9 protein-coding genes are annotated in these 13,815 nt (G+C 43.1%); 7 read left to right on the top strand and 2 right to left on the bottom strand.

From position 1 onward, the window contains the following. Window positions 1-14 precede the first annotated feature (14 nt). The 3 genes from R8G66_05190 to R8G66_05180 are packed head-to-tail and all read left to right on the top strand — an operon-like array spanning window position 15 to window position 4,504. Window positions 15-572 carry a sigma-70 family RNA polymerase sigma factor gene (locus tag R8G66_05190; protein MDW3191733.1) on the top strand — a complete coding sequence of 186 codons (558 nt, stop codon included), beginning with the start codon at window positions 15-17 and terminating at the stop codon, window positions 570-572. Then, window positions 559-1,293, top strand: coding sequence for a hypothetical protein (locus R8G66_05185; GenBank protein MDW3191732.1), 735 nt, complete (start codon window positions 559-561; stop codon window positions 1,291-1,293). The genes R8G66_05190 and R8G66_05185 overlap by 14 nt, the downstream gene beginning before the upstream one ends. Continuing rightward, entirely contained in the window at window positions 1,286-4,504 is a 3,219-nt protein-coding gene (locus R8G66_05180; protein MDW3191731.1) for a CHAT domain-containing tetratricopeptide repeat protein, read from the top strand. The genes R8G66_05185 and R8G66_05180 overlap by 8 nt, the downstream gene beginning before the upstream one ends. A gap of 64 nt (window positions 4,505-4,568) precedes the next feature. Here the strand turns inward: R8G66_05180 and R8G66_05175 are convergent, their stop codons facing one another. Beyond that, window positions 4,569-4,913 (bottom strand): 4Fe-4S dicluster domain-containing protein, encoded by a 345-nt coding sequence (locus R8G66_05175; GenBank protein ID MDW3191730.1) that lies wholly within the window; start codon window positions 4,911-4,913, stop codon window positions 4,569-4,571. 467 nt (window positions 4,914-5,380) lie between these two features. On the opposite strand from R8G66_05175, the gene R8G66_05170 reads away from it, so the two are divergent. Both R8G66_05170 and R8G66_05165 read left to right on the top strand, forming a co-directional pair. Further along, entirely contained in the window at window positions 5,381-6,451 is a 1,071-nt protein-coding gene (locus R8G66_05170) for an acyl-CoA reductase (protein ID MDW3191729.1), read from the top strand. A gap of 170 nt (window positions 6,452-6,621) precedes the next feature. Further along, complete coding sequence (locus R8G66_05165; GenBank protein MDW3191728.1) at window positions 6,622-9,399, top strand: bifunctional aconitate hydratase 2/2-methylisocitrate dehydratase; 2,778 nt, start codon at window positions 6,622-6,624, stop codon at window positions 9,397-9,399. Between the two features lie 128 nt (window positions 9,400-9,527). Here the strand turns inward: R8G66_05165 and R8G66_05160 are convergent, their stop codons facing one another. Beyond that, on the bottom strand, window positions 9,528-9,719 hold the full coding sequence (locus R8G66_05160) for a hypothetical protein (protein MDW3191727.1): 192 nt from the start codon (window positions 9,717-9,719) through the stop codon (window positions 9,528-9,530). Between the two features lie 202 nt (window positions 9,720-9,921). Here R8G66_05160 and acnA point away from each other — a divergent pair, with 202 nt between their 5' ends. Both acnA and R8G66_05150 read left to right on the top strand, forming a co-directional pair. Next, window positions 9,922-12,627, top strand: a complete 2,706-nt coding sequence (gene acnA, locus R8G66_05155) for an aconitate hydratase AcnA (protein ID MDW3191726.1) — start codon at window positions 9,922-9,924, stop codon at window positions 12,625-12,627. Between the two features lie 342 nt (window positions 12,628-12,969). Beyond that, a complete protein-coding gene (locus tag R8G66_05150) occupies window positions 12,970-13,770 on the top strand; it encodes a hypothetical protein (GenBank protein ID MDW3191725.1) in 801 nt (266 codons plus the stop codon). Window positions 13,771-13,815: the final 45 nt, after the last annotated feature.

The raw sequence follows: 13,815 nt of genomic DNA, 5'->3' as shown, positions 1-13,815 counted from the left end.
CAAACCCTGGGGAAATGACACTCACCGAAATAACGCATTCTTTCCTTAATGGAGACAATAAGGCATTCGAATACATGTATGTAAAGCATGGCAGCTATTGCATTGATCGGTTGGTGATGAAAAGAGGCTGTCCAAAAGATGATGCGAAGGATTTATTTGTAGATGCTGTGCTTATCTTCAGAAGGAAAATTCTGAAAGGAGAAATCGGCTACCTGACCAGCCTGGAATACTACCTGTATCGAACCTGTGAAAACAACTACTTAGCGGCTATCAAGAAAGAAGTTTCAAAAACTAATAACCAGTACAATGTTGAGCAGTTTCTCTACTCCGAAAGTGAAGAAGTCTCTGTAGCTCAGAAGGAATCCGGAAAAATCTCATGGAGAAAGCTTTCAGAAAAGTGTAAAAACATGATTTACCTTTTCTATGTAAAGTCAATGAGTATGGAAGAGATCGCTAACCGGTTGGGACTTTCAAATGCCGATACAGCGAAATCCTCTAAATCCAGATGCATGAAAAAGTATGTTGCAGAAGCAAAAAAACATTACAACGTAATTAAAGATGTCGTTGAATAAAGAAGATATTGACCTGATTGACAGACATTTTGATCGACAACTTGATCAATATGAAGAGGAAACATTTGATGTTAAATACCTAACATCTGAATTGTTTAAGGATGAGGTTGATCTACGTAAAAACTTAATTAAAAACGTCGAAGCGTTTAGAGAGGATGACTTGAGAAAACAATTCACCGCTCACATGCAGGTAATAGACGAGAAGAAAAAGGAAAGGGCTCAAATAAGAAAAAAATCATTGGTCGCGGCCTCTTTTTTACTGATCCTCAGCTCGATAGGCATCTATATGTCCAGCAGTAACACGAAAGGTCCACAAGCACTTTTCGATGAATATTATGTAGCCTATGATGGCATTGTTCTTTCAAGAAATCAGTCGGATCGAGTATCAGAAGGGAGAATGCAGTACCTCAATGGTAATTATGAGGCAGCTTTGGCCCCATTGGTCAACCTGGAGAGTCACAAGAACGCTGACCTACTGATGATAGGTATCTGTTATCTGGAAATGGATCAGCCAGAGCACGCCTTGAATTGGTTTTCAAAAATTGAGGCAAATGCTACTCAGGATATTCAATCTGTACGGGATTGGTACATCGCATTGAGTTACCTCAAAAATGGGAAACTCACAGCATGTGAAGAGATTTTGAGAGGCAAAACCATCTCCGATTCCATTTACTCTAAACGAGCGAAAGCACTCTTAAACGAAAGGCTATTCGATGAATAAAGCGATTACATATTTGCTGGTCGCATTATTCACAAGCGCATTCGTCAATCTTGCCTTTTGTCAATCCCCGAATACAATTGTCCCACATACCATTCCGATTGACTCTGCTTTATTTCAAGAAAACCCTAAGCAAGCGCTAGAAGAAAGTATCAATCAAGTGACAAGCTTATTCCAGGCTGGTAAAGATTCAATTGCCACGCAATATAGCCTGACCTACTGTGACCTGTTAGAAAAGGCCGCTCAAATCAATTATGCGCAAAATTTGGCAAAAACCGTTAAGGAATTGGCTCCCAAAAACAGCCAGTCAGAGACAATCGCACTAAGTCTTTTCGGGACAATTAACTCGAAGCTTGGAATTTTCGATCAGGCTAAACAGGATCTGGAAAAGGCGCTCGAACTATCTGATCAAATCAATGGAGATCAATCAGATCAAGGCGCTGAAATCATGGCCAATTTAGCTTCTGTGTACATGAGGCTGGGAGGATTTCAGGAAGCCCTATCGTACTACCAGCAGAGCCTGACTATAAAAGAATCTCTTTTCGGGATAGATGATCCCGGAACTCGAAACACACACGACAATATCGGGATCATCCACACTTATATGGGGAGATTTGATGAAGCGATCAAGTCCCAAAATAGAGGTATCGAACTTTTACGCCAACAACCAAAAGTCGATTCAGTAGAACTGGCAACCTCTTATTCCAATCTCGCCTTTTCTTATGGACAAATGGGTGATAGTTATGAGGCACTTTCGCTTTACATGAAAAACCTGGAAATCAGTAGAAGACATTTACCTGAGGGGCATTATTTAGTAGTAAGGGCTTATAACAACGTCGGTGCGATACTCACGAGAATGGGTGATTTCAATCGGGCATTGAACTTTCATAAAGAAGCCCTCAATCTGATCCAATCTAACAATGAGAATGTTTCCACCCCAGACCTTGGAGTGACCTATGTCAATCTTGGCGCCTGCTCTTTGCATGCGGGGGATCATGAAAAAGGCCTCTACTATTATAAAAAAGCATTGAATTTTGATTTAAAGTCTTTACCACCAACACATCCGTACATCGCTGAAGACTTAAGTTTCATTGGAGATTCATACTTTGATGGTGCGCAGTATGACTCAGCTATTTTTTATCATAGAAAAGCTTTGGATATCAATCTTTCCCAGTTTGGTCCAAAACACCAGGCTGTGGCAACCTCTTACAACAATCTCTCAAAAGATTATGAATTCATACAAGATTACGAGGCAGCGTTGGATTTTTCAGACAAAGCAATAGCTGCCGCGCAAAACAATCAAAAAGTCAACCATAAATTAGCGCAAACCATCAATCGAAAGGTTCAGGTTTTATTAGAGAATGGGGATGCTGAAACTGCACAAAAAGAACTTCAAAGGGCTTTTATTGCAAATGCGACTGACTATCACTCAACTTCACCTCTAGACTACCCAAAAACAGGTCAAGTCAATATCATCACTTTCATCACTTCACTGACACTCATGAATGAGGCACTGTGTGATCTGAGTGAACCTTTGTACACACAAATAACATTAAACAGCCATCTTCAATTGATCGATTTCATTGATTCTCTGGTCGTGAAAAGAAGGCTGAGTTATCACCATTTTGATGATAAGATCTATTTTTCCAAAACTTCCTCCGAATTCTACAAGGAAACAGCCAATCATCTGATCAAACTTTATGTAACCAAAGGGCATCCTCAATTTTTGGAGCGGGCCTATCTATTTACCATCAAAAGTAACAATGCCATTTTAAGGGAAAACCTGACCATCAAAGCTGCCCGGCAGTTTGCAGGCATTCCTGAGGCGTTGAACGCAAGAGAAAGTAGGCTAAAGTCCCTGGTATCATTCTATCAAAACCAATTGAATCGTATCCAGGAAAGTGATTCAACTACTCTTCCAACACTCCAAAAAAAGCTATTCGAATATGAAGAAGAATTGATCAAATTAAATGATTCAATTGCTTCCAGCTTCCCTGAATACTATCAGCTGATCAATCCAAAGCAAGTATCAATGGATGGTATCCTAAAGAGCATTCATAGCAATCAGCTACTCATTGAGTATTTTCTTTCGGACAGCACCTTGCATATTTTCCAATTGAGTGAAAACCAAATCCAACACAGTAGTATCAATTATGATGAAACAATAAAGTCAGCGATAGAAGAGTTGATCAATCAGATCAATTCACCTTTTGAAGCCAGCTCCATTACGACGTTTAAGCAAGTATCCCACCATCTGTATGAGAAACTACTATCCGGTCCATTATCAGGGATTGGTGAAAACATTGAAGAAGTGGTATTGATTCCATCATATGACTTACCTCCTTTTCCATTTGATGTGTTGCTATCTGATACTACCGGCAGTAATTACAATGCGCTCCAATACGCACTCAAAAAGTTCAACTTTTCTTATGCTTATAGCGCAGAGATCAAATATCAAAAACAAGTTGAAACTGCCCGAGCCATCGCTTTTGCCCCTGGTTTTGATCCCGATGATACATTGACTAGCAGCGGAACAACATTAACAGCATTGTACTGGAACAAGTCCGAAGTAGAAGGAGTAAAAACACATTTTTCAAGCGAGATATATACCGATGAAGCAGCTACTGAACAAATCTTAAAAAGCAAGCAAAGTGAATTTAGTATACTTCACTTCGCCACTCACGCCGTACTTGATCCCGAAAATCCAATCAATTCCAGAATAGCCTTTTCAAAAGATAAAGAGGACAAAAAAGAAGACGGATATCTGCATGTATTTGAGATCCTGAACATGAACATCAATGCCAATCTCAGTGTGCTAAGTGCTTGCAATACTGGTCTTGGTGAGTATCAAAAAGGAGAAGGGATCATGAGCCTGGCAAGGGCTTTTACCTATGCGGGTTGCCAGAGTGTACTCTTAAGTCACTGGAGTATCGACGATCAATCTACACCGCAATTGATGGACCAGTTCTATGCTAATCTGAAAGCTGGCAAAAGCAAGAGTTCGGCATTGAGAAATGCCAAATTAAGTTTTCTGGAAACGGCAAGCGAAATCAGGTCTCATCCGTACTATTGGAGTGGATTATCGATTTATGGAGACATCAATCCCATACAGCCAAAATCCAATAAGCAGCTTATGATGATCGTTTTCACGATGGCATTTTTAGGACTCGTATTGGCTGCTTTCAATTTTAGGCGAAGAAAAATCGCTGCTTGATATTTCTGGCCTACCAACAAAAAAGGCTCCCGAAGGAGCCTTGATATCTTAAATCGACTGACGATCAAAGGTGCATCCAGTCCTTCTTGGCCACTAGCTCTTCTTCCGTTTCTACATAGTCAGGATCGTCGACACAACAATCCACCGGACATACCGCAGCACATTGCGGCTCTTCATGGAAACCTGTACACTCCGTACACTTTCCGGAAACGATATAATAAAATTCATCAGAGACAGGTTCTTGCGATGCTGAAGCGTCTACAGTAGTTCCGTCTTCCAATTCTACTTCTTTCAAATCTGTACCGTCAGACCACTTCCACTCCACACCACCTTCATAGATGGCAGTATTCGGGCATTCTGGCTCGCAGGCACCACAATTGATGCACTCATCGGTAATAATTATTGCCATAGCAAACTATTGTTTTTGTTCTTAGTATAGAATCTGGGCTCGAAGTTAATAAACAGCTTTGGTGCGAAAAAGATTTAAAAAATATAATTAAAAGCAATACTTCAATTCTAAAACTCCCAATAAAACCACGAATTTAGGTCAAAGAGAAAGGTTTTTCATGGATCACAATTTTTCAACTAGCCGTGCACCCCACCTCTAAGGAGTACCAGAAACCTCCCCCCGACCAGGTATAGCTCAATACAATTAAGTTAAGGTTGAAATTTCAATGTACAGAAGTCATTCCATGGATGGAATCTTTGAAAATCAGTATTGAACATATCCTATTGAGCAAAGAATCCCCTGGCCGTCCGCGGAAGCGGAGTGACCTTAAGTTAATAGCATTTGGGTATCGCTTTAGGGAATAGAAGAGTCTCATTCACAGACACATAATCAACTTGAAAAGCCTTTCCAGGTCATGATCAAAGAATATGATTTCACGAAAGTGTATTTATCATACTTCAGACGGTTTTCCCGACGATATTTGCAGGATCATGTTATTGGAAGAAAGAATAGAAGCCTTCGACAAACTGGAGCAGCAATTGAGCTCCTGGGAAGGAACCGAGAAATACGAGACCCTGAAAAGACAGGCCCAACACAAAAACAATTGGTTTACATCTGAGCATATTGACTTTTCAATAACAGGTATTCGGAAAATGATTACCAACGCTTCTTTAGAACAATGGGTCAGCAAATACCAATTGGAGCATATTGAACCAAAGACCGTTGGCATTGTCATGGCAGGTAATATTCCATTGGTTGGATTCCATGACTTACTAAGTGTACTGATCTCAGGGCATAAAGTAGCGGTCAAAATGAGTTCCCAGGACGAACTGCTCATGGGTGCTGTAATCCAGGAGTTATTGGCCATGTCGCCGGGCATGAAAGAATTCATTGAAATAAGAGCTCAATTGAAAGACATTGATGCCGTCATAGCCACAGGAAGTGACAACTCCAGCCGGTATTTTGAGTATTACTTTTCCAAAATACCGAATGTCATCCGTAAAAACCGCACCTCCGTTGCCGTGATCACGGGAAAGGAAACACCCGCAGAATTGGATCAACTTTGGTCAGACATTTATCTTTATTTCGGCATGGGTTGTCGTAACGTTTCAAAGCTGTTTATTCCAAAAGGATTTGATCTCACTCAGATCTTTCGAACCTGGGAAAACAAAGGTGACCTGGCCAATCACCATAAGTACTTCAATAACTACGAGTATAATAAGAGCATCTATCTGGTGAATAAAGTGCCGCACCTGGACACTGGATATGGGCTTTGGCTCGAAGATGAGGCGTTGGTCTCCCCTATTTCGGTGACTTATTATTCGACCTACGAATCAGAACAGGAATTAGCAAACTGGTTCACAGAAAACGCAGAGAAGATCCAGTGCATTGTGGCAAGTGATACCCTTAGATATATTCCATTTGGGCAAGCCCAATATCCGGAAGTCTGGGATTATGCCGATGGCGTGGATACCCTGGCCTTTCTGGAACGTTTATAATTGACCATAATTCTGGCAGCTTCCTGTTAGGTGTATTAAATTTGCGCTTCGAAATTTCAACCTGTCGATGCGTTTTGTACACATCTAAATTCCAAGGCTGAAATATTGAAAGCATTTGCCTTACTTCAGACTAATAAGAAGTCTGTCTTTAACCTTGAAAAGAAGTTTATATGAACATGTACCAGGATTACATCAAAGAAATCGAAGAACGAAAAGGCCAGGGACTGCACCCTAAGCCCATTGATGATGGTGCCTTGCTCAGTGAAATCATAGAGCAAATCAAAGATGCCGGTAACGAATACCGCGCAGATTCACTCAACTTCTTTATTTACAATACCCTTCCGGGAACCACTAGTGCGGCTGGTGTGAAAGCAAAATTCCTGAAAGAAATCATCCTGGGTGAATCCGTCGTTGAGGAAATTTCTGTGGAGTTTGCCTTTGAGCTACTTTCGCACATGAAAGGCGGACCTTCAATCGGAGTATTACTGGACATTGCTCTGGGGGCAGACGAAGCCATCGCTGATCAGGCGGTTGCCGTCTTGAAAACTCAGGTATTCCTATATGAAGCAGATACCGCTCGCTTGGCCGATGCAAACGGAGCAGGTAATGGCAAAGCAAAAGAATTATTAGAAAGCTACGCACAGGCGGAATTCTTTACCAAGCTTCCTGACGTAGAAGAAGAGATCAAAATCGTCACCTACATTGCAGGAGAAGGTGACATTTCTACCGATTTACTTTCTCCTGGTGCGGATGCGCACTCTCGTTCCGATCGCGAATTGCACGGTCAGTGCATCTTCGAGCACAACAAAGACATGCAGAACGAGCTGTTGGCACTCAAGGAACGGCACCCTGACAAGCGCGTGATGTTGATTGCTGAGAAAGGTACTATGGGTGTGGGTTCTTCACGTATGTCAGGAGTGAACAATGTAGCACTCTGGACAGGTATTCAGTCAAGCCCTTATGTTCCTTTCATCAACATCGCTCCAATCATTGCTGGGACAAATGGCATTTCGCCTATCTTCCTTACCACCGTGGGTGTAACGGGTGGTATTGGGATCGACCTGAAAAACTGGGTGAAGAAAACCGATGAAAACGGCAAAACTGTCGTGGATGCGGATGGTGAACCCGTGCTGGTAGAAGCTTATTCAGTAGCCACTGGCACCGTATTGACCATCAACACCAAGACTAAGAAATTATACAATGGTGATCAGGAATTGATCGACATCTCCGCTTCACTGACGCCTCAAAAGGTAGAATTCATCAAAGCTGGTGGTTCTTATGCAGTAGTCTTCGGAAAGAAACTACAGACTTTCGCAGCTAAGACGCTAGGCATGGAAGCGCCAGTTGTTTTCGCCCCATCCAAAGAAATTTCACAAGAAGGCCAGGGCTTGACTGCCGTTGAAAAGATCTTCAACAAAAATGCGGTAGGCACTACCACAGGCAAAACTTTGCATGCTGGTTCGGATGTCCGAGTAGAGGTAAACATTGTAGGATCACAGGATACCACTGGTTTGATGACTTCCCAGGAATTGGAGTCCATGGCGGCGACTGTGATCTCTCCGATCGTGGATGGTGCTTATCAATCAGGCTGTCACACAGCTTCTGTATGGGACCGAAAAGCACAGGCAAACATTCCAAAGCTCATGAAATTCATGAATGACTTTGGACTGATCACAGGTCGTGACCCAAAAGGGCATTATCATGCAATGACCGATGTGATCCACAAGGTATTGAATGACATTACCGTCGACGATTGGGCAGTAATCATTGGTGGTGACTCACACACCAGAATGTCCAAAGGAGTGGCTTTCGGTGCAGATTCCGGAACGGTTGCGCTGGCACTGGCTACAGGAGAAGCTTCCATGCCTATCCCAGAATCGGTCAAGGTAACTTTCAAAGGCGAAATGAAGCCTTACATGGACTTCCGTGATGTGGTTCATGCGACGCAAGCACAGATGCTCCATCAATTCGAAGGTGAGAACGTATTCCAGGGTCGAGTGATTGAGGTGCATATTGGAACCTTGACCTCTGACCAGGCCTTTACCTTCACGGATTGGACAGCAGAAATGAAGGCTAAAGCTTCTATCTGTATTTCTGAAGATGAGACCTTGATTGAATCATTGGAGATCGCAAAAGGCCGTATCCAGATCATGATTGAGAAGGGCATGGACAATGAGAAGCAAGTCCTCCAGGGCCTGATCGACATTGCCAACAAAAGAATCAAAGAGATCCGTTCCGGTGAGAAGCCTGCCCTGGCACCAGATGCCAGTGCGAAGTACTATGCTGAGGTAGTGGTAGATCTTGACCAGATTGCTGAACCCATGATCGCTGACCCGGATGTCAACAATAATGATGTATCCAAGCGATACACGCATGACACCATCCGACCCCTGTCCTACTATGGTGGGGACAAGAAGGTAGACCTAGGTTTCGTTGGGTCTTGCATGGTACACAAAGGAGACATGAAAATCCTGGCGCAGATGTTGAAAAACGTCGAAGCTCAACAAGGAAAAGTAGATTTCCAGGCACCTTTGGTAGTGGCCCCTCCTACGTATAATATCGTCGATGAATTAAAGGAAGAAGGCGATTGGGATGTATTGGAGAAATACTCTGGCTTTGTCTTTGACGATGCGGCCCCAAAAGCAGCGGCAAGAACTTCCTATGAAAACATGTTGTACCTGGAGCGTCCCGGTTGTAACCTGTGCATGGGTAACCAGGAAAAAGCAGCTCCCGGAGATACCGTAATGGCTACTTCTACCCGACTCTTTAAGGGGCGGGTGGTGAAAGATTCGGATGAGAAAAAAGGTGAGTCCTTACTCTCATCTACACCGGTGGTAGTACTGTCTACTATACTGGGAAGAACACCAAATATCGAAGAATACGAAGCCGCTGTTGATGGTATCGACTTGACTAAATTTAAGCCTTCGACCAAGCAATTGGTGCATTAAGAGACACCTCTGTTAGGAGTTCAAAACTCTAACAGGGCTTTTATAAATACGAAAAAGCCCACCTGGAATAATCCAAGTGGGCTTTTTTGATGATGATCGATCCAAAACAAATTGAATCGATCTGATGATTATTTATGTCGCACCATGAATCCCAAGGTATTGTTCTTCAGAAACTGATCACAGTCTTGTTCACTTCCCATGTACAAGATTTTGTTTCTTTTGGTTACGACATACTTCTGAATGGATTTGTCAAATTCAACATTGACAGTGAGGTTGAGGAGGTCGCCAGCTTTTCTGGCAACTTCATTCAGTTTTCTCATAGCGATGGTTTTAAAGGTTCTTAATCTTAAAGGTTCTTACTACAATTATACGATTCCAAGACAGAATTGATTTATTCTTTTTTGATTATTTCCATATTCAACTGTTATATCTGATAAATTGTTGAATAAATGTTCAAGAACTAATTAAGCACGCTTCGGTGTTTAATTTTAAGAGTAGATGAAACATTAAAACAATTCACATATGGCACAGGATTTCTTTGGTATAAAAAAGCAACTACCAAGCGCACTTGGTTCTCATAAGTATTATAGCTTGTTTGATCTGGCAAAATCAAAACCTGTGGTTAATACCCTTCCCTATTCCATCAGGATCTTGCTGGAAAATGCCATTCGGAATTACGATGGCTTTTCAGTTACTGAAGAACACCTGAACACCCTGTTGAATTGGAAAGCAACCGCAGGCGTGAAGGACATCCCCTACTCACCTGCCAGGGTATTGATGCAGGATTTTACCGGTGTTCCTGCAGTCGTTGACATTGCCTCGATCCGATCAGAAGTAGCCAGAAAAGGAAAGGACACCAGCAAAACCAACCCGGTCGTGCCAGCCGACATTGTCATTGATCACTCGGTAATGGTGGAGTATTTTGGCACACAAGACTCGTATCGTAAAAATGTAGACCTTGAGTATCAAAGAAATGAAGAGCGATACAAAGTGTTCAAATGGGCGCAACAAGGCTTTTCTAACCTCAGTGTGGTACCCCCGGGAATGGGCATCTGCCACCAGGTAAACCTTGAATACCTGACCAAAGGCGTCATCGAAAGAGATGGCTACTTATTCCCAGACACGTTAGTCGGCACAGATTCTCATACTCCCATGGTCAATGGCATCGGTGTGTTGGGCTGGGGCGTCGGAGGAATTGAAGCGGAAGCAGCGATGCTGGGTCAACCGATCTACATGATCTTACCGGAGGTGATCGGTCTCAAGATATCTGGTCAAATGCAAGAAGGAGCTACTTCTACAGACCTGGTACTAACCATTGTGAAGTTATTGAGAGATTATGGAGTAGTTGGAAAGATTGTGGAAGTATTTGGTGATGGACTGGACAATCTGACAGTAGCGGATCGAGCAACGATCTCAAACATGTCACCAGAGTTTGGCTGTACCGACACACACTGGCCCATCGATGATCAGACACTGGCCTACATGCGAAACACCAACCGTCCAGAAAAGCACATTGATATGGTGGAAGCATATGCCAAAGCCAACTTATTATGGAGAAATCCTAATGACCAGATCGAATATACCGACGTGATCGAGTTGGATCTATCAACAGTTGAACCTACCATATCAGGACCAAAACGCCCTCAGGACAAAGTTCTGCTAAGAGAAGCTAAAGAGACCGTCAAAGGCTTATTGAACGTATCCTATCAACGCGAATACATACCAGTAGATGAACGTGATACTTCCATAGCTCCTGCAGCAGGACAGATCAAGTCTGTACCCATGAAAAAAGGAGACTTGCGATTCGACCTTTCAGATGGTGCGGTGGTCATTGCGGCCATCACTTCCTGTACCAATACTTCTAATCCTAGCGTGATGATCGGTGCGGGTATGGTAGCCAAGAAAGCCGTAGAACTCGGCTTGAACATCAAACCCTGGGTAAAAACTTCTCTGGCACCCGGATCTCGCGTGGTAACGGAATATCTGAAAAAATCGGAGTTACTGCCCTATTTGGAAGCCTTGAAATTCCATGTTGTAGGCTATGGCTGCACCACCTGTATTGGAAATTCCGGAGACATGATGGAGGATGTTCAAAAGGCTGTAATTGAAAATGATCTGATCGTATCGTCTGCCCTTTCAGGAAACAGAAATTTCGAAGCGCGCATCCACCCAAACATCAAAATGAATTTCCTGGCCTCGCCTATGCTAGTTGTGGCTTATGCCATTGCCGGGCGGATGGACTTTGACATGCAAAATGAGCCTTTGGGACAAGACCCGAATGGAAATGATATTTTCCTGAAAGACATCTGGCCTACACAGGCCGAGATCAATGCCATGATGGAAAAGGTGGTTACTCCGGATGATTTCAAAAAGTCTTATAGTACGATTTTTGAAGGTGACGAGGCCTGGAAGGCGCTTGATGCTCCTACAGGACAGACCTATGCTTGGGACAGCAATTCCACCTACGTTCAGGAAGCACCATTCTTCAAAGACATTTCCACGGATGTGGAGGAACCCAAAGACATTGAAGGGGCCAAAGTGTTGTTACAACTAGGCGACATGGTCACCACAGACCACATCTCTCCTGCTGGCAAGTTCCAAACCGAACATCCTGCCGGAAAATACCTCACTTCAAATGGAGTGGCACAGCGGGATTTCAACTCTTACGGGTCACGACGTGGCAATCACGAGGTAATGATGCGAGGCACTTTTGCTAATGTTCGTATCAAAAACAAACTTGCTTCAAAGGAAGGTGGATACACAACCTACCACCCCACAGGTGAAGAAATGACAGTTTACGATGCTTCCATGAAATACCAGGAAGATCAAACACCTCTGGTGGTCATCGGCGGAAAGGAATACGGATCAGGCTCTTCACGGGACTGGGCTGCCAAAGGGACCAATTTATTGGGTGTGAAGGCTGTGATCACCGAAAGTTTCGAGCGCATTCACCGATCCAATCTTGTTGGCATGGGTGTACTTCCCATGGTATTTTTGGAGGGTGAAAATCAGGAAAACTTAGGACTAACAGGAGATGAGACCTACCATATCTCAGGACTGTCCAACAACCTTACTCCCGGCAAGATTGTTGACGTTTCTGCCACATGTCCGGATGGGTCATCTATTAATTTCAAAGCCAAGTTAAGGTTGGATTCTGGTGTGGACGTGGAATACTATAAACACGGTGGTATTTTACATTACGTACTTAGAAAATTCCTTGAAGAATAATCCTCGTTCATTGAAGAAAATCAAGCCTCCCCCGGGAGGCTTTTTCAATTTAAAGCAATACAAAAAAACCTTCCAAGATAAATGATTATCACAATACGATAACGTTTTCCAAACTAAAAATTCCAAAGTTTTTATCGGAAAAATATTTGATTTACATTTAAAGCTTAATCAACCTAAATTCAGAACGGCATAAGGTCTTAAGTGCTTAACAGATTGTAATAGTCCATGGGGCAGCCCTTCTATCAAGGGCTGCCTTTGTGGTTTTTAGGCCTTCTAAACCTTCCTACTGGAATTCGTGTTTTCTTATCGCTATTTTTAACGCATAAAAATATTCTTAACCTGATGAATACCAGAAAATTCACCTTCCTAAGTGTCATATTATCATTCTTCATGATTGCTTGCGGTCCTGGCAAATCAACCTCCGAGGAATCCGCCGAAGCTAAAACCGAGCCCGCGCCAAAAATCACCCTGACCGATGACGTTCCTGCTTCTCCAGCCTATGAGAATGCAAAGCTGAATTTGGGCTCAATGGACATCACCAAATCAGATGATGGGTTCAATGCCAAGTTTGATTTTGAAGTGAGTGACTATGAACTAGGTGTTCAGACTGAAGGAGCAACTACGCGAGGAATTGCCAACTCTGGCAAAGGACAACACATCCACTTCATCGTGAATAATGGGCCTTATTCCGCACACTACGCCCCCTCCTTCGAGAAGCCAATGGAAGAAGGAAATTATGTCCTGTTGGCTTTCCTTTCCAGGTCTTATCATGAAAGTGTAAAAAATCCGGATGCCTTTTGGGTCGACGCAGTAACCGTTGGGGAGCCTGAAGAAACCCTGGAAGTAGACTTCTCTGCGCAACATATGTTCTACAGTCGTCCTAAGGGGACCTACTCCGGGGCAGATACGAAAAAAGTCATGCTTGATTTCTACTTGTTGAACACTGAGATTTCTGCCGATGGCAACAAAGTACGAGCAACCATCAATGGTGAGGAATTCCTGATCACCGAGTGGAAACCAATGTACATTAACAATGCTCCACTGGGGGAATTGAAAGTGAAACTGGAATTGATCGATGCAGCGGGCAATCTGATCCCTGGTCCTTTCAACTCAGTTGAACGTACGGTAACACTTGCCGAATAGCAGGAGTCAACATCGAAAAAAGATAACCTCCGTAAATAATTGCGG

It is taken from the genome of Cytophagales bacterium (assembly GCA_033344775.1).
In the GTDB taxonomy this organism is placed as follows: domain Bacteria; phylum Bacteroidota; class Bacteroidia; order Cytophagales; family Cyclobacteriaceae; genus JAWPMT01.
The sequence above is the reverse complement of the archived record's forward strand: the minus strand, read 5'-3'. Positions and strand labels throughout refer to the sequence as shown.